The organism is Parabacteroides sp. KHUB-01 (assembly GCF_056640935.1).
Window position 1 is genome coordinate 3,428,980 of the sequence record NZ_CM153256.1, and the last position, 18,848, is coordinate 3,447,827.

Here is an 18,848-nt window from a genome sequence, read left to right on the forward strand (position 1 = left end):
TTTTTATTTTTAATACGAATAAGTTCCTAAAGGAGTTGGAAAAACATTTAATATTAATAACTGAAAAATTCTTTCGGATGTAACGTAAATTATATCCGAAAGAAAATTGATTTTCTTCCGAAAGAAAATTCTGTTTCTTTCGGACATAAATCATCTTTTATTACGAAGAGAAATTTTTATAGATAGTATCTTCTGCTATTAGAGAGTTTATCCATTATATTTATAAAATAAGAAAGGTTGTGCCTTCCTATAAAAATAGCAAGACACAACCTGACTTCTTAAGGCATAAACCTCTTTGGTATTTATATTAATTATTACTTAATTGTCTGTTATTTTATTACTGACAATTCTTTTCCTACTTTGATAAATGCAGCAATAGCTTTGTCCAAATGTTCGCGTTCGTGACCGGCAGAAAGCTGAACACGGATACGAGCTTGTCCTTTAGGAACAACAGGATAGTAGAATCCAGTTACATAGATACCTTCTTCTTGCATCTTAGCTGCGAAATCCTGAGAAAGTTTAGCATCGTAAAGCATAACAGCGCAAATTGCAGACTGAGTAGGTTTGATGTCGAAGCCTGCTTCAATCATTTTTTTACGGAAATATGTTACATTGTCAATTAATTTGCTGTGCAATGCATCGCTTTCCTTAAGCATTTTGAACATTTCCAAACTAGCACCAACGATTGCTGGAGCAACAGAGTTTGAGAACAAATATGGGCGAGAACGCTGGCGAAGCATATCAATGATTTCTTTTTTACCAGTAGTGAAACCACCCATAGCACCACCAAATGCCTTACCTAGTGTACCTGTAAATATGTCAACTTTGCCATAGACATTGAACTGTTCAGCAACACCATGACCAGTCGGACCAACAACACCTGCAGAGTGTGATTCGTCAACCATAACCAAAGCATCGTATTTTTCAGCTAATTCACAAATCTTGTCCATTGGAGCGACATTTCCGTCCATAGAGAAAACACCGTCTGTAGCAATTATGCGGTAACGTTGAGCCTGAGCTTCCTGAAGACAACGTTCCAAATCAGCCATATCTGCATTTGCGTAGCGGTAGCGTTTAGCTTTACACAAACGAACACCGTCGATAATTGATGCGTGGTTCAATGCGTCTGAGATAATTGCGTCTTCTTCTGTGAACAGTGGCTCAAACAAACCTCCGTTTGCGTCGAAACAAGCTGCATACAAAATAGTATCTTCTGTTTTGAAATAGTCTGAAATAGCAGCTTCAAGTTGTTTGTGCAAATCTTGAGTACCGCAGATAAATCTTACAGAAGACATTCCATAACCATGAGAATCCATTGCACGTTTAGCTGCATTAATCAATCTTTGGTTGTCAGACAAACCAAGATAATTGTTGGCGCAGAAATTAAGCACTTCAGTGTTTCCATTAACTTTGATATCTGCTTTCTGTGGAGTTGTGATGATTCTCTCATTTTTATACAAACCTGCTTCTTTGATATTGTTAAGCTCGTTTGTCAGGAATTCTTGAAATTTACCGTACATATTATAATCCTTTCTATAATAATATTGTTTGTGTTTAGAAAAAACTTTTACATAGAGCAAAGATGGAGCTTTTTTTCGAAAGAGTGAATAAAAAAAGGAAAAAACATAATCAAACTTCGTATTTCTGTATATCTTTGTTTCTTGAAAGAACTTAAATCTGTTTTAAAAGATGAAGAATATATTGATTATTGGTTCAACGGGCCAGATTGGCTCTGAGTTGACAATGAAATTAAGAGGTATTTATGGCGGTGCTAATGTAGTTGCTGGTTATATTCCGGGAGCAGAACCTAAGGGTGAATTGTTGGAGAGTGGTCCGTCTGCTATTGTAGATATAACAAATGAGCAGCAAATCGCCGAAACTGTATCTAAGTATAAAATTGATACAATTTACAATTTGGCAGCATTATTATCTGCTGTTGCTGAAGCAAAACCACAGTTGGCATGGAAAATCGGTATGGGTGGATTGTTTAATGTCCTGGAGGTCGCACGTGAAATGAAATGTGCAGTGTTTACCCCAAGTTCAATAGGTGTGTTTGGAAATAACACTCCGAAAGATAAGACACCTCAGGATACTATTCGTAATCCAAGAACAATGTATGGTGTTACAAAAGTTTCAGGAGAGTTGTTGAGTGATTATTACAACATCCGATTTGGTGTTGATACTCGTTCAGTTCGTTTCCCTGGATTGATTTCATATGTTACACCTCCGGGAGGTGGAACAACAGACTATGCTGTTGATATTTATTATTCAGCAGTTAAAGGTGAGACATTTGAATGTCCTATTGCTGCCGGAACATTTATGGATATGATGTATATGCCTGATGGCTTGCGTGCAGCTATTGAAATTATGGAAGCTGATTCTTCAAAATTTGTTCACAGAAATTCATTTAATATTGCTTCAATGAGTTTTGATCCGGAAATTATATATAACAATATAAAGAAATATCTTCCGGATTTCAAGATGGTATATAAAGTTGATCCTTTGCGTCAGGCAATTGCTGAGTCTTGGCCAAATTCTTTGGATGATACTTGTGCTCGTGAAGAATGGGGCTGGAAGCCAGAATTCGACTTGGATACAATGACAAGAGATATGTTGTCAAAGTTGAAAGAAAAATTTTCTATTAAATAATTCAAGTTTTTTATTTTAGAAATTTGAACTTTGTTGGTAATTTTAAAAGACTGTATCGGAAGTAATGTTCGATACAGTCTTTTTGTTCTTTATAAGCATATTCGTAATTTGTTTAATGAAGAATAACTGTTGTGAATCTCTTGACAAGTGAATTTAATTGATAGTATAAAGTACGATTGTTGTGATTTCTTTTTTGAAGTATATAAAACTTTCCGTATGTTTGTGTGACTGATAAAAAACATTATATTTTATTATGGATAGATATTTGATTATCAAGACTAGAGATGAGTTGTTAAGAATCAAAATAGGCCAGATATTATATTTTGAGGCAGATAGAAACTATACAAAACTATTATTGTCAAATGGAATACAGTTTACATTTGCTATAAATATAGGAAAAATTGAGGAGCTTCTTGAGTCTCAGTTGAAAAACGCAAATAGTATATTGATGCGAGTTGGAAAGAGTCATATAGTTAATATGAACCATATTTTGCAGATAAATCTTCCTAAACAGAAATTATTGTTGCTAATGGACGATGGAAAACCAAGAGAACTTATTATTTCAAAAGATCCTCTTAAGCTTTTGAAAGAAAGTCTTGAAAAAGAATTAAACAAAGATTCTGAGAATATATAATAGTTATACGACAGATGGTTATAAGAATAGGAAAGGCTTCAGATAATGACTATGTCGTGGATAATGAGTTTGTTAGTCGTCATCATGCTTGTTTGACGAAGAATGATGATGGATTTTGGATTCTCGAAGATTTGGAATCAGCTAATGGAACGTTTGTCAACGGCGTTCGTATTATGAAGAAACGAGTGAAGCCGACAGATAAGATAACTCTTGGGGGTAATTTGTCATTGGACTTCAATGAACTTTTAAAAGCAGGGAATGACTATACTAAAGAGTTTGAAGCTCTTAAGGATGTTTATGATAATTATATCAAGGAAAAGATACGTATACAGTCTTCAAACCAGTTCAAAACAAGATTATTTCAGGCGTTGCCATTTGCAATTCCAGGAATAATTGGTGTATTGTTGGGATTTTTGGGAAAGGGTAGTACTGAATGGTTTACGGTGAGTTTGCTGGTGACTATTTGTGCTCCTGTTATAGGTATATATATGGGGGCTCGCCAGTCGGCTCGTGTTCCTAAAGAACTTCAGGAACTTACAAACCGGTTTAAGATAGAATATGTTTGCCCGAAATGTGGCGTATTTTTAGGTGAAGTTCCTTGGGAATCATTGAAGAATAGAAAACATTGCCCTGTAAGTACCTGTCGTGCAAAATGGTCAGATTGACTTTTGTATATAAATCTATGGGCTTTTGTACATAAAACATAATATTTTGATTATCCGTATGCATTAAAGCATTGCCCGACATAATGTTTTCTTAATTTTGTAGTTGAATGCTATACTGGAGAATTTTCAGATTAATTAATAAATATATTATGGGGAACAGCTATGGTGCAAGAGGATGATTACACATTTGTGACAATCGACAGCGACGATGCATTAGACTCAAACTCATTTATTGTTGATATGAGTGCTGATGATATGCTTCTGGACGCTGTGACAATTGATGATGGAATATCAGCGGATTCTAGTGATTTTATCACATTGGCTGACGACACAGTTATGATGTCTGATTCTGATATGATCGACGGATATTCTATAGATATGGATGGTACAGATATTTCATTTATTTTATGATTTCAGTTAGATGTCCACATTGTCAGATTGGTTTGAAAGTTGACGAGGGGAAAATTCCCCTCGGTATAACTTCATTCAAGTGCCCGAACTGTAAGCAATCTATTCCTGTATCATTGCTTAAATCTGAAAATTCCAAACAGCAGGATGATTCTGAAACTGTTTTGTTGCAACATTCGGTAAAAACAAATGTTGCCCGCTTGCTTGTTGTTGAAGATGAAGATACTCCGTCGCAAGAGTATCTTTTGCATGAGGGTGATAATTGGATTGGAAGAAAATCCCAAACATCAACGGCTTCAATACAGATACAGACTAATGATAGGTTTATGAGTAGAAATCATATTTGTATTTCAGTAAAAAAAGATACAAAAGGCGGATACAAATATTACTTATCAGACAATAATAGTAAAAATAGAGCGTTATATAATAGCAACTACTTAGAAAAAGAAGAGGTGGTGGTGTTGTCCGATGGTGATGAAATTGTAATTGGCAAAACATTACTTCGGTTCAAAATTTGAATAACTAAAGTTTCGCTTATTGCTTAAGAACGGAGGTTGGCAAGTTTTCGAATTTACAGATTGTTAGAAAACTAAAAGCATAAATATTTTCCTTTAGTATTTTGTAATTTGTTGACCTTGTGTTTAGAATACGCGAAACTAAAAACATTAATGCTATGAATATATCAATTGCTCAACCTTATGCATTTACAGACCTTGGATTACGCAAGAATAATGAAGATTTTATATATCCATATCCTGAGTCTGTAACATCAAAAGAACGGCTGTTTTTGGTGTGTGATGGAGTAGGAGGTGCTGATAAAGGTGAAATAGCAAGTTCTTTGGCGTGTGAATCAATCTGCACGTATTTTGATGCTTTTTTGGAAAATAATTCTCCAACAGAAGAGTTCGTTAGAAAATCTGTAAGATATACTGAAACCTGTTTTGATTCTTATAAGGATTCTCATCCCGAGTCAGCAGGAATGGCAACTACTTTAACATTATTGTATGTTGGTGATAATGGTGTGACTATTGCTCATGCCGGTGATAGTCGGATTTATCAGATAAGAAACGGGAAAATTATTTATCAGACCAAAGACCATTCTTATGTAAATATGTTGTTAAGTATGGGTGAGATAACTCCCGAAGAAGCATCTTTGCACCCCAAAAAGAATGTTATTCTAAGGGCTATTCAGGGAACAAATTCTTGTACGGAAATAGATGTGGTTACTCTGACTGATGTGTTGCCTGGTGATGTGTTCTTTATGTGTACAGATGGAGTTTTGGAAAATTGTCCTTCTGAGACAATTGCATCAGTTCTTAGTTCTTCAAATATGCTTAATGCACGTTCAAAGATACTTGATATGTGTATGGGAAAAACAAAAGATAACTATTCATTTTATATGATTCCTATCCAAGAAGTATATGAAACAGCTGGTTTAAAACAAAATATTTTGTCTTTTCTTTATTCTTTCCTGTAAAAAGATTACTTTTGGCATATGAAATGTAACTACTTTTGTATTTGTTATGAATTTGCCAAACGGATTTTTACTTCAAAATGGAAAATATAAACTTACGCAATCTATAGGACAAGGTGGGTTTGGCATAACATATAAAGGTGTTTGGTTTACTGATGTCAAGGGCGTGTTGGGTGCAGTTCGCACTGAAGTTCCTGTGTGTATAAAGGAGTTCTTTTTTAAGGATTATTGCTATCGCGATCCTAAAACTAACTTTGTTAATGTCCATTCTGAAACAGGACGGAATTTGTTTGTGAAATTCCGTGATAAGCTAATAAAGGAAGCCAAGATATTGTCGGAAGTTCATCATCCTTATATAGTAAATGTTCTGGAAGTTTTTGAGGCTAATAACACTGCGTATATCGTAATGGAGTATATAGCAGGACAATCTTTAAAGTCTCTAATTGAACATGATGGATTTCTGCAGGAAAGCCAAACCTTGAAGTATGTCAAACAAATTGCAGAAGCTCTGGATTTTGTTCATGAGAAACATATTCTTCATTTAGATATAAAGCCAAGTAATATTCTGATAGATTCAAGTGACAATGCAAGACTGATTGATTTTGGAGTTAGTAAGCGCTATGATTTGGACAATCATGAAACAAGCACTACTATGCTTACTCTTTCAAAAGGTTTTGCGTCAATTGAGCAATATGATAATGAAGGAACATTGAACTTCTCTCCATGTCCGGATATTTATTCTTTGGGGGCAACTATGTATAATATGCTTACAGGTAAAATACCTACAGAGTCTATTTTACGTGCAACCAGAAAAATGGAAAATCCTAGAGATATTAATCCCTTAATTTCTGAGAAAACTGAATTGGTTATTCTTAAGGCTATGGAAATAAGTCCATCAAACCGTTATCAATCAGTTAAGGAAATGATGGAATCGTTGGATTTTTCATTATTGGATAAGGAGAAAGAACATATTGGTAAAGTATCGGAAAAATTGGTTGGTGATAGTGAATATTCAGACGAAACTCAGCTTATTTCATCTGATAAAGATGAAGATGAAACGATTTTGAATACTTCTGAGAATATGATTTCTTCTACTTTGGAAAGTAAGGACGAAGATAGGAATATAGCTTCTCGTAAACAAAAGAAGTATTTGCGTTTGTTGGTTTTATGTTTATCTTTGCTAGCCTTTTCTATTATAGGATTTGTGTTGAAGGATAGAGTTCTTGCTACGGGTGATAATGTCAGTCATGTGTCATCTGATTTTGAGGATAAAGAAGAGGAACCAATTCAATCTAACAATGTTAATGACAAAGAATCTCTGGTGCAAGAAAATGAAGTTCCTTCTGAAAAGCAAGATACTAGACTTGATATAGTAGAAAAAGATAAGCCTTCTTCTGTTAGAGAAGAAACGAAGAAAGATAATAACATTTCAGATTTGAATAATGTTTCTCCTACTAATGTCAGTGGAAAGGATGAAGATTTGAAAGCAGAAGTTCCTTCTTCAGTTATTGAGCCTGATGATAAAGAAAAAGAGTCTTTGTCTTCTGAAGAATTAGACAGGCAATATGGTGATTTGCTTGCTTCCGGAAAAGGTAGGATGAAAGCAGAAGATTATATTGGCGCAAAAAAGGATTTTGCTGCAGCAAAAAAAATAAAACTGACTGAAGAAGTTGTGCGGTTGATGATAGAGTGTGATGAAAAAGCAGAAGACAGAAAAATCAAAGACAGAATCTTGCTATATGAAAAGAAAATGAATTTCGGTTCATATATTATAGTAAGGAAAAAGGATAATGGCAGATATGGTGCGATTGATAATGAAGGTGTAGAGAAAATACCTTGCCGTTATCTTAGTGTAGGTGTGTCTGACAAAGGACGTGCATTTGAAAGAACAGATAATTTGTTTGATATATATGATGTTAATGGTAATTTGATAAATGAAGGTGCGGCGTATTATTAACCTGCCTTTATTTGTGCTAATAATAAACATAAGTTTCGTAGATAACTTAACTCTTGGCAAGCATGTTTTTAGTTGATTGGTTGATCGGACAGATATTAATTTATCCTGTCCGTTTGTCCTTTCAGTTAAAGACTTGTTTTGTTGGGTATAATAAAGTATAATGATGAGAAATTATATTTTTATATTCTTTTTGATATTTCTAAATCCTGCAATACTTATAGCGCAGCAGGATATTAATTACAATAAAAAAGGTGATGAAGCGATGAGAAGAAATGATTATCGCGATGCTAAGATGTGGTATGAGGAAGGTGTCGCTAACTGCGACTCTTACAGTATAGATAGGCTTACAGATATATGGCTGAAAAGTCCTTCTATGCGTCCTTCTATGCGAAGCCTTATGAATAAATGTCTTAATTGTTTGAATGTAAAAGGCACGGAAAATGATACAATAGCAATTAAGCAACTTATCCTTTATTACAAAGAAGGAATAGGTACACCTTTGAACGAAGAACTCTCATCTTATTGGACAGAAAAACTTGACGAATTGCGTAAACCAAAAGTTTCATATGAAGAGTATGTCAGACGTCTTGAATCGCAACAGACAAATAATAGAATGAAATTTTTTATTGGATATACTTATTCGATGGAAATGCCGTATGGTATAAATATTGGAGGTGTTCGAAATGGTTTCGGCTGGTATTTAAGGTTTAAGACTAATATGTCTTTCCAAAAGGGTGATGCTGAATGTACTAATAATAATGGCGGTGAGTTGGTTGATTATGGATCGTCTGATGTATATCGTTTTACCAACAGAACCAGAACTAGTGCATATGCAGCTACATTTGGAGCAATGATTAAATGTACGTCATGGCTTTATGCCTCAGTCGGATTGGGATATGGAAATCGTAGTTTGTATTATGAATATATTGAATCAGATTTAAATTCAGGAAATGATATATATACAGGATGGGCAAAGAATATTGATTCTTCTGTTTCCGGTATAGCGGGTGATTGTGATTTGATTTTCAAGGTTAATTCATTCTATATTAGCGCCGGCTGTAGTACTGTTAACTTTAAATATATTGACCTGAATGCTGGAGTTGGTGTGTTCTTTTAAAAATATCGGACATGAATAGTAAACATATTATATATATTATTTTATTACTGTCATTGAGTTATGCATGTATCGAGGATCCTGTTTTTGATGATGATGTCAGAAATGCAAAGCTTCCTCAAGTTGTTACTCTTTTAGATGACGAACATAGTGTTGAGATGTTTGCTACATCTATAGTTTTTCATGCAGAAGTTGTTAGTGCAGGTGGTGTTCCTGTTGATAGATATGGCGTTTGTTGGGGAACTGAACCCAATCCTACAATTGAATCAAATGATACAACTGTATGTGGAAGTGGAGTTGGTGAATTTAAAGCTCTAGCAAAAAACTTAAAACCAGGAACTTTATATTATTTCAGACCTTATGCAACAAATAAGGTTGGAACAAGTTACGGTGAAGAATTTCAGAAAAATACAACAGAAGGATTAGGCTTGATGAAAACCTTTGTTGTTGATTCTTTGGTGAAAGCCAGCTCTGTAGTTTGTGGTGGAAAAATTATAGACCCAGGAGAAGGTGATATTATTGAGCGTGGTGTCTATTTATCTGTTAAAGGTATTGAGAAAAAAGATACAATTGCCTTTGAAATGAAGGCTGATTCTTTTTATCAAAAAATTACTGGCTTGAAACCTGAAACGAATTATGAGGTAGAAGCTTATCTGAAGAATTCATTCGGTGTCATAACAGGAGGTGTAAAAAACTTTACAACAACAAGTGGAAAACCAGCTGTTGAAGTACCTGATACAGTAGAGATTTCATTTACTGAGGCTGTATTCTCATCTTCATTGATTTCTAATGGTGATTCTACAGTAAAACAAGTTGGCTTTTGTTATGCCACAAAGAAATCACCGAATTTGGATTCAATGCATGTTTTTGCAGAATTACAGCCTGATGGTAAGTTTACAGCATCATTGAAAGATTTGGAACCTCAGAAACAGTACTACGTCCGTGCTTTTGCAACTAATCATTATGGAACTTCGTATAGCGAAGGCGATGGTATACCTTTTGTGTTGAAGAATCAGAAGCCAACTGTTGGTATAGAAGATATAACCATCAATAAAAACGGAACGCTGTCGTTGTCTGCTTCAATTTTGTCGGAAGGAATGTCTGATATAGTTTCTGCTGGATTCTGCTGGACTAATTCTGTAGAGGAAGCTCCTTCATTAACCAATAAAAATGGAGCATACAATAATGTTCTTGAGCCGGAATCAACAGATTTAACGGCTGAAATTTCCGGATTGAAAGGTTCTGAGACATATTATATTGTTGCGTATGCTACAAACTCGGAAGGTACTTCTTATAGCGCAATAGAAACAGTGGAGCTTCCAAAAATATTTGAAGAAAGAGAAGCTGCTTCCGGTGAGCCATTAGATATACTTTCTATATCAACAGCATCTACATCTACAGTTGCTTATGTGCTTGGTGGAAATACCCATAATTCTGAATTGACAAATGAATTTTTGAAATATGATATTTCTAAGGATGATTGGAATTCAAGAGCTGCATTCCCTTTTAAAAGGAAATGGCAGACCCTGATAGCATATAATTCTTCTAATATTTTGGCTTTTGGAGGTATGGGAGATAACTCAGAATTATCTAATGATATGTATTCATATGTAGATGCAGATAATCAGTGGAGGAAAGTTGCCTATGTTGTAGGGGAAAAAGGAGTTCCTGCTCCTATGTGCAATTCTGCTGCGTTTTTAAATAATCTCAATATATATATAGTTGGAGGACGCCTATCTTCTTCCAGTGAGAAGATTACTGATGAAGTATGGGTTTTCAATACTTTAAATTCTTCTTGGTCAAAATCTACACCTCTTCCTGAACCTCAGTATGGAAGCGTAGCTTTGAATGTCGACGACAGTAAACATTTTGTCGGTTTGGGAAGAGTTAAAGGAACATTGTCTGATGTTTTCAGTAAAAAATGGTGGTCAGTCTCATTTAATGAGGACGATGTTCTGCAATGGACAGAAGAAACTCCTTTCCCGTCAAATGGAGTACTTTGTGCAACAGCATTCAAAGGCTCTGTTTATTTATTGGATACAGATGGATATATTTGGTTATATGATATTGTAAATAAATCTTGGACTAAAAAGGCTAAAGTTCCAACTGAAATAAATCAGGCAACGAATATGTTTGCTGGCGAGGATGGAATTTATATAAATTCAGTGACTGGATTAAAAGCAATGTATTTTTATAATCCTGTTTGGGATAATGTGTTACCTTGGTAATATTAACTACGTAAAATGATTACTTATGCCTAAGATATCTCCTGTCTTTTCAATGAAAAGTTATGGTCTTTATACTGAATGGGAACGAAATTCAAAAGCGTTACCCAAAATTATAAAGCATACAACAGAAATTCCGGTTGAAATAGGTGTAGAGTTTGGCTTTATTATTTCTGTAAAAAAGGGAAAAGGAATACTTTTGGATTATATAATCGAACATCCACCTTTTAATGATGACAAAGGAGAACTGGCTCCTCCTTTTGAAGGCTCTTATTTCGTCAATAGTAACGACTTTGAATTTTTCCTGGGTGATACAGTTTGGGAGCCTATTGAAGATAAGGCAGGAATATGGACTTTGTCTGTTATGTATAACGGAAAAATAATCGCAGTTAAAAGTTTTAATTTGTTTGTTAAATAGAAAATCTTTTTGCTCTAATTATATTATGGCTGATAATTATTTGGAAAGAAAATTTGAAGAAATGCAGATGAGAAAAATTTCCAGAAAAACATCTGCGGCTATAGGAAAACAAAAAACTTTCTCTGAAATGACAAAGAAGAAAATAGTTTTTGTGACAGGAGGAGCAAAAGGTATTGGGAAAGCGATAGTATCGGCTTTTGATCCGGGGCATTATCGTGTAGCTTTTTGTGATATAGATGAAATTTCCGGAAATAAGACTGCAAAAGAAACTGGAGCTGTTTTTTATAAAGTTGATATAAGAAAGCAAGAGGAGTTAGAATCTTGTATGTCAAAGATTTTCGAAGCTTGGGGTGATATTGATATCCTGATAAATAATGCAGGTGTGAGCATATTCACTCCATTAACAGATATCAGTGTAGATGATTTTGACTCGATTTTGTCCACTAATTTGAGACCTGTTTTTATTACTTCAAGGTTCTTGGCTATACATCGTAAAAAACTTTTAGTGCCAAACTTATATGGTAGGATAATTAATATATGTTCAACCAGATATTTGATGAGTGAGCCGGGAAGTGAGGCTTACACAGCATCTAAGGGAGGAATTTATTCCCTTACTCATGCTTTGGCTTTATCTTTGGCTGATCTACATATAACAGTCAATAGTATTTCTCCTGGTTGGATACAAAACTCAGATTATGAAAGTTTACGTCCGATAGATCATGTTCAGCATCCGTCTAAGAGGGTTGGAAAACCTGAGGATATAGCTAGAATATGTGTGTTCTTGTCTCAGCCAGAAAATGATTTCATTAATGCAGAGAATATAACTGTTGATGGTGGAATGACAAAGAAAATGATTTATGAGGAGTAATCAAAAGCCAAACTGGAATTAAAAATTATGACGTTCCTTTGTGTTTTTAGATAATTATTTTAAATTTGCAAACGGAAAAAATGAATAGGATAAATGTCAACGCGAGACCATATAAAAAACACTATAATTCGTCTTTTATGTGCCATAGTTTTATTATTGGTACAGTCTGACGTGTTGACTGTAGATTATTCATATCTTAAAATACCAACAACCGCAATTGAATTAATACAGGCGGAACCTGATGATGCAATCCAAAGCTTGGATACAGATGACTACTATAGACAAGCATCAAGAGCAGGATTAGGTTCAGAAGTGTTTAGTTTACTTATGTTAGCATGTTTGCCTGATATATTTTATACTCCCCAGTATAATAATAATGAGAATATATTTGTAGACAATATTGATTTTAAGTTTGGTTACGAAAGTTTCCATACTGCATTTTGTGTATTTCGAATTTAATCATTCTTATCTTTTATAATTAAGGTTCTGTTTCTGAGAACCTGTGTGTATTTCCTTAATTAATCATTTTTTATTGCGACTTTGATTTGGAATAGACTTTGGCTATTCTTTGTTATTATTCGTATGTCCTTACGAGTATTTATTGAGTCGTACACTAAACTTACAAGTATTATCTTCTTTAAACATTATGAAAATTAATTTGTATCAGATGTGTACAGCCTTTGTGTTTGTAGCTGGGCTGTTAAGTTCATGTGATGAAGCTCAGCGTGGAACTGTGTTTCATTCCTCTGCAGCAACACCGATTACTGTTCTGCAGCCTACAACAATCGACTTGCCTCAGTCTTATGTTGCGGATGTTCAGGCAATACAGTTTGTTGAAGTAAAACCAAAAGTTGAAGGTTATGTAAATCAGATTCTTGTGGATGAAGGTCAGAAGGTCAGCAAAGGACAACCTTTGTTCCGCCTAAGCTCAGAAGAGTATGCCGAAAGAGTCAAAGAAGCTCAGGCAAATTTCAAGCAAGCAGAAGCTGGATATCAGATGGCAGAGTATGAATCTCTACGAATCCAGAGGATGGTTGAAAAGAACATCATTGCAAAGATTCGTCTGGATCAGGCTAATACAGAAAAAGAAGTCGCTAGAATGAAGGTTGAGCAAGCTAAGGCTCAGTTACAGCAAGCTCAGACTAATTATTCATATACTACCGTTTCTTCTCCATTTGATGGATATATCGACAGAATACCATACAAAGTGGGAAGTTTGGTAACTCCAGCAAGTTTGCTGACTACAGTAAGTGATGTGTCAGAAATATTTGCATATTATAGAGTAAATGAAAGTGAATATCTAAAATATAAGAAGGCTCAGCTGACAGGAGAGAAACTTCCGGAAATGAACAATATAGAATTGGTTCTTTCAGACGGTACCGTATATCGTCATAAAGGAAAGTTGGAAACTGTTGAAGGAGACTTTGAAAGAGGAACAGGTTCAATTGCTTTCCGTGTACGTTTCCCGAACCCGGAAGGTTTGTTGAAGCACGGTGTAACGGGCAAGATTCGTATGCAGACTCATATGGAGAATGTATATCTTGTGCCACAGAAGGCTACATTTGAAATACAGGATTTTACCTATGTTTATGTCGTTGACAAGAATGGTGTAGCAAAAATCCGTAGTTTCCAACCTTTGGAAAGATATGGGAAATTCTATGTTACACAGGATTTTGAACCTGGAACGACTATTGTATATGAAGGAATACAAGGCATAAAAGATGGATCTACAATTAAAGCAGATACAGTAAAGTTCCAGAATATTTTAATGGAATCGTATCATACAACAGACACTACCCATAAACAATAATATATCCCATAGCTTATGTTTCAGTTATTCATTAAAAGACCCATCTTGTCGGGGGTTATTTCTGTATTGATTGTTTGTCTGGGTATTTTGGCAATTATTGGATTGCCAATTACTCAGTTCCCCGACATTGTGCCGCCTTCAGTAACAGTAACAGCTCGTTATACTGGAGCAAGTGCGGATGTTATGTCAAAGACAGTTGCAACACCTTTGGAGCGTGCCATTAATGGTGTGCCTGGTATGACATATATGACAACAGTTTGTACTAATGACGGTATGTCTTTGACAACAATATACTTTAAGGTTGGTACAGACCCAGACGTAGCAGCAGTAAACGTACAGAACCGTGTAACTACAGTCTTAGACGAATTGCCAGAAGAAGTAATTCGTGCCGGTGTGGTAACGGAAAAGGAAGTAAACAGTATGTTGATGTATCTTAATATATACAGTACAGACAGCACTCATACTGAAAAGTTCGTTTACAACTTTGCGGATATTAATATTCTTCGTGAGCTTAAGCGTATTGATGGTGTAGGTTTCGTGGAAATCATGGGTAGCCGTGATTATGCAATGCGTGTTTGGTTGAATCCGAACAGACTTGCAGCATATAATATGTCGCCACAGGATGTTACAGAAGCTATCAGAAACCAGAATATCGAGGCAGCGCCTGGAAAAACAGGTATCAGTTCTGATAAACTACCGCAGCATTTGCAATATGTGTTGCAATATACCGGTAAGTTCTCTACACCTGAAGAATATGGTGAAATCGTTCTGAAGGCAATGTCTGACGGTTCATTGTTACGTCTGAAAGATGTCGCTACTATCGAGTTTGACTCCGAAGATTATAATATGATTTCAATGACAGACGGCCGTCCTTCTGCTTCTATTATGATTAAACAGCGTCCGGGCTCTAATGCTCGCGAGGTTATCCAGAATATCAAGGCAAAAATGGAAGAAGTGAAGGAGAGCAGCTTTGTCCCCGGAATGGATTATAATATATCTTATGACGTATCACGTTTCTTGGATGCATCTATTTCAGCCGTGTTGCGAACATTGGTTGAGGCATTCTTGCTGGTCTTTATAGTTGTGTATATTTTCCTTCAGGATTTCCGCTCAACATTGATTCCTGCGATTGCTGTGCCTGTATCATTAATCGGTACATTCTTCTTCATGCAGATGCTGGGCTTCTCTATCAATATGCTTACATTGTTTGCGCTTGTGCTTTCAATTGGTATTGTGGTGGATAATGCGATTGTTGTGGTAGAGGCCGTCCATGTTAAGATGCATAATGAAAGGCTTTCACCTTATAAAGCATCAGTTGCTGCAATTAAAGAAATTGGTAGCGCTATTATAGCTATTACATTGGTTATGTCTGCCGTGTTCTTGCCTGTAGGTTTTATGGAAGGAACTGTCGGAATTTTCTATCGTCAGTTCTCATTGACATTGGCTGCAGCAATTGTTATTTCCGGTGTTAATGCTTTGACTTTGTCTCCGGCGTTATGTGCAATGTTATTGAAGGAACCAGGTGAACTTCATAAAAAAGTAGGTCTGATGGGCCGTTTCTTCAGATTCTTCAATAAGCATTATGAGTCTTTTGAAAACAAATATGCAAAAGGTTTGTCTACATACTTAAATAGAAGATTCTTTACATATGCAACATTGATTGTCTTCTTCTTGGCAACTTGGGGTATGAGTAGCATTTTGCCAACCGGCTTTATTCCTAATGAAGACCAAAGTATGATTTATGTAAATGTTGACACACCTCCTGGAGCAACATTGGAACGTAGTGAAGCTGTTTTGAATAACGTACAGGCTGCATTGTTGCCATTTGATGAGGTTGAAAGTATTTCAACATTGGCAGGTTACAGTTTGATGACAGAAACCGAAGGTGCTAGCTTTGGTATGGGTATGGTTAACTTGAAACCTTGGGATCAGCGTGAAATGAGTGCTGATGATTTGATTTCAGTATTCGCTGATAGAACATCACATATCAAAGATGCTCAGATTCAGTTCTTCTTGCCACCTGCAGTTCCTGGTTTCGGTAATGCCAGCGGTTTTGAATTGAGATTGCAGGATAGAACAGCCGGTTCTTTTGAGGATTTTGCAAATGTTGCTGATGAATTGGTTGAAAGATTGAATAATGACCCTCGTCTTGAAGGTGTTACTTCAGGTTTCAATCCTAATTTCCCAATGTATCTTTTGAAAGTTGATTTGCCAAAAGCTGCAAAATTGGGTGTTAGTGTTGAGGACGCTATGGAAACATTACAGTCATATATAGGTAGTTTCTATTCTTCAAACTTCATTCGTTTCGGTCAGATGTATAAAGTTATGATACAGGCATCTCCGGAATATAGAATGGACCCGGACGATGTATATGGTCTGTTTGCAAAGAATAAAGAAGGCAATATGGTTCCTTACTCTAACTTTATGACGATGGAGAGAGTATTCGGACCAAGTCAGATTACCCGTTATAATATGTTTACATCTGCGTTGATTACCGGTACATCAGCAGAAGGTGTAAGTTCCGGTGAAGCTATTGCCGCTGTTGAAGAAATTGCAGACGAAATGTTGCCTCGAGGTTATCATATTGAATGGTCAGGTGTGACTCGTGAGGAAAAAGAATCCGGAGGACAGACAATGATAACTTTTGGTATCTGTTTGCTATTCGTTTATTTGTTGCTCGCAGCTCAGTACGAAAGTTTGCTGTTGCCTTTCCCTGTTATATTGTCTTTGCCGGCAGGTGTATTTGGTTCTTATTTCTTCTTGCAGATTGCAGGTCTTGAAAATAACATCTATGCTCAGGTAGCGTTAGTCATGCTTATCGGTTTGCTGGGTAAAAATGCTATTTTGATTATTGAGATGGCAAATCAGTACAGACATAAAGGTATGGATATATTTACTGCAGCATTGAAAGGTGCCACTAGCCGTTTACGTCCGATTTTGATGACATCATTTGCATTTATCTGCGGTTTGATTCCTTTGATTTTTGCAACTGGAGCCGGAGCTTTGGGTAACAGGTCAATCGGTACGGCAGCTGCTGGAGGTATGTTGATCGGAACTATTGTAGGTATATTCTTAATCCCTGGCTTGTATATTATTTTTGAGGCATTAGAAACTCGTTTGAAGGGTAATAAAAAATCATATGAAGATGAAGATTAAATATATAGCATATAGTTTGGTCGGTTTTATGTCGGCTTTTACATGGAGTTGCAAAGCTCCTGAGATGACAGCTGATGAAAAGATCAAACTTCCTGATAAATATGTTTACGGACAGCCATCGTTGGGTGATACTACAACAATGGCAGACATGAAGTGGGAAGAGTTCTTTCCGGATACAATTCTCCAAGGATATATTCGTACGGCATTGAGCAACAACCATTCTTTCCAGCAGATATTGGAAAGAGTTTATATAGCTCAAACACGTATGAAGCAGTCCAAAAACGCTATGTTCCCGCAACTTTCTGCAGGAATTGGTGCCGGCATTCAGCGTTTTGGAGAATATAGTATGGATGGTGTTGGTAATGCAACTACCAACACTCCTGATTTGGATAAAGAAAAACATATACCTGACCCATACAGAGATTTGAATCTTGGCATTCAATTCCAGTGGGAAGCAGATATATGGGGTAAATTAAGTAATAAAAAACAAGCTGCCATTAAAAGATGGATGGCGTCGGCAGAAGCTGCTCAATATGCCAGAACTTTGCTGATTTCAGAGGTCGCGGTTCAGTATTTCGAATTAATTGGTTTGGACACTCAGTATGAAATATTGGAAGAAGCTATCCGTAATACAGAGGCAGCTTATCAACTCACTTATGAGTTGAAGCAGGAAGGTGAGGTCACTCAGCTGGCTGTTGACCAGTTTCAGTCTCGATTGCTGAATCTGGAAGGACAGTTGCTTGAAACTAAGCAACTGACAGGTGAGAAAGAACGTGCTTTGGCAACTTTGCTGGGTGCTTTCCCTTTCGAAATAAAAAGAATATCATTTGAGGAAATGAGAAATTTGGAATTTTCTGTTAAATCAGGAATTCCTGCTCAGTTACTTGCCAACCGTCCGGATATTCGCGCTGCAGAAATGGAACTGTTAGCTTCAAAGGCAGATGCTGAAGCTGCACGTAAAGCTTTTTTCCCGTCTTTGGTCATCGGTGCCGGTGGTGGATTTAATGCATTTGACTTAAGTAAATGGTTTGTTGCTCCCGCGTCACTTGTATATAATCTTGCAGCAGGACTTTCAGCTCCAATATTCAATCAGCATGAAATTCGAGCTTTATGGGAAGAAGCCAAGAGTAATCAGAAGATTGCTTTGTCCAAGTATCATGAAACAGTTTTAAAGGCATACGAAGAAGTTGTTAATCTGCTGGTTGCCCAGGATAATATTTCTGAAAGATATAAACTTAAAGAAGAAGAAAGTAAAACTCATCATCGTTCTATACGTGATGCTAACGAATTGTTCCGTTTGAGTTTTGTCGGCTATCTTGAAGTGCTTTCTGCTGATGAAAGATATCTGGATTGCGAACTGGAAAGAATTCAGCTTAATACATATAAATGTATCAACAATGTTTATTTGTATAGAGCTTTAGGCGGAGGTGTTTTATAATACTCATATAACTTAATAACAATAATAGAAGG

General features: G+C 36.0%; 16 protein-coding genes. 15 read left to right on the forward strand and 1 reads right to left on the reverse strand.

The window, feature by feature from the left end:
- Positions 1-329: 329 nt before the first annotated feature.
- Positions 330-1,520 carry a glycine C-acetyltransferase gene (gene kbl / locus ACYIAR_RS14515; RefSeq protein WP_480330572.1) on the reverse strand — a complete coding sequence of 397 codons (1,191 nt, stop codon included), beginning with the start codon at positions 1,518-1,520 and terminating at the stop codon, positions 330-332.
- A gap of 169 nt (positions 1,521-1,689) precedes the next feature.
- Here kbl and ACYIAR_RS14520 point away from each other — a divergent pair, with 169 nt between their 5' ends.
- The 15 genes from ACYIAR_RS14520 to ACYIAR_RS14590 all read left to right on the forward strand — a co-directional run bounded on the left by ACYIAR_RS14520 (position 1,690) and on the right by ACYIAR_RS14590 (position 18,816).
- Positions 1,690-2,649 (forward strand): NAD-dependent epimerase/dehydratase family protein, encoded by a 960-nt coding sequence (locus ACYIAR_RS14520; RefSeq protein WP_480330574.1) that lies wholly within the window; start codon positions 1,690-1,692, stop codon positions 2,647-2,649.
- A 253-nt stretch (positions 2,650-2,902) separates the two neighbouring features.
- Positions 2,903-3,283, forward strand: a complete 381-nt coding sequence (locus tag ACYIAR_RS14525) for a LytR/AlgR family response regulator transcription factor (protein ID WP_480330576.1) — start codon at positions 2,903-2,905, stop codon at positions 3,281-3,283.
- Positions 3,284-3,297: 14 nt separating this feature from the next.
- Complete coding sequence (locus ACYIAR_RS14530) at positions 3,298-3,948, forward strand: FHA domain-containing protein (RefSeq protein ID WP_480330578.1); 651 nt, start codon at positions 3,298-3,300, stop codon at positions 3,946-3,948.
- Between the two features lie 162 nt (positions 3,949-4,110).
- The gene (locus ACYIAR_RS14535; protein ID WP_480330580.1) at positions 4,111-4,359 is read left to right on the forward strand and encodes a hypothetical protein; all 249 of its coding nucleotides are present in this window, start codon (positions 4,111-4,113) and stop codon (positions 4,357-4,359) included.
- On the forward strand, positions 4,356-4,874 hold the full coding sequence (locus ACYIAR_RS14540) for an FHA domain-containing protein (protein WP_480330582.1): 519 nt from the start codon (positions 4,356-4,358) through the stop codon (positions 4,872-4,874). The genes ACYIAR_RS14535 and ACYIAR_RS14540 overlap by 4 nt, the downstream gene beginning before the upstream one ends.
- A gap of 155 nt (positions 4,875-5,029) precedes the next feature.
- Entirely contained in the window at positions 5,030-5,833 is an 804-nt protein-coding gene (locus ACYIAR_RS14545; RefSeq protein ID WP_480330584.1) for a PP2C family protein-serine/threonine phosphatase, read from the forward strand.
- 46 nt (positions 5,834-5,879) lie between these two features.
- Positions 5,880-7,787 carry a serine/threonine-protein kinase gene (locus tag ACYIAR_RS14550; RefSeq protein WP_480330586.1) on the forward strand — a complete coding sequence of 636 codons (1,908 nt, stop codon included), beginning with the start codon at positions 5,880-5,882 and terminating at the stop codon, positions 7,785-7,787.
- Between the two features lie 262 nt (positions 7,788-8,049).
- Positions 8,050-8,904, forward strand: a complete 855-nt coding sequence (locus tag ACYIAR_RS14555) for a hypothetical protein (protein ID WP_480330588.1) — start codon at positions 8,050-8,052, stop codon at positions 8,902-8,904.
- A gap of 11 nt (positions 8,905-8,915) precedes the next feature.
- Positions 8,916-11,129 (forward strand): Kelch repeat-containing protein, encoded by a 2,214-nt coding sequence (locus ACYIAR_RS14560; RefSeq protein ID WP_480330590.1) that lies wholly within the window; start codon positions 8,916-8,918, stop codon positions 11,127-11,129.
- A 25-nt stretch (positions 11,130-11,154) separates the two neighbouring features.
- Positions 11,155-11,544: a DUF3859 domain-containing protein gene (locus tag ACYIAR_RS14565; RefSeq protein ID WP_480330591.1), complete on the forward strand. Its 390-nt coding sequence runs from the start codon at positions 11,155-11,157 to the stop codon at positions 11,542-11,544.
- A gap of 25 nt (positions 11,545-11,569) precedes the next feature.
- On the forward strand, positions 11,570-12,412 hold the full coding sequence (locus ACYIAR_RS14570) for an SDR family NAD(P)-dependent oxidoreductase (protein WP_480330593.1): 843 nt from the start codon (positions 11,570-11,572) through the stop codon (positions 12,410-12,412).
- Between the two features lie 93 nt (positions 12,413-12,505).
- Entirely contained in the window at positions 12,506-12,871 is a 366-nt protein-coding gene (locus tag ACYIAR_RS14575) for a hypothetical protein (protein ID WP_480330595.1), read from the forward strand.
- A gap of 187 nt (positions 12,872-13,058) precedes the next feature.
- Positions 13,059-14,222, forward strand: a complete 1,164-nt coding sequence (locus tag ACYIAR_RS14580) for an efflux RND transporter periplasmic adaptor subunit (protein ID WP_480330597.1) — start codon at positions 13,059-13,061, stop codon at positions 14,220-14,222.
- A 15-nt stretch (positions 14,223-14,237) separates the two neighbouring features.
- Positions 14,238-17,378 (forward strand): efflux RND transporter permease subunit, encoded by a 3,141-nt coding sequence (locus tag ACYIAR_RS14585; RefSeq protein WP_480330599.1) that lies wholly within the window; start codon positions 14,238-14,240, stop codon positions 17,376-17,378.
- On the forward strand, positions 17,362-18,816 hold the full coding sequence (locus tag ACYIAR_RS14590; RefSeq protein ID WP_480330601.1) for an efflux transporter outer membrane subunit: 1,455 nt from the start codon (positions 17,362-17,364) through the stop codon (positions 18,814-18,816). Before ACYIAR_RS14585 ends, ACYIAR_RS14590 begins: the two co-directional genes overlap by 17 nt.
- The last annotated feature ends 32 nt before the right edge of the window (positions 18,817-18,848 follow it).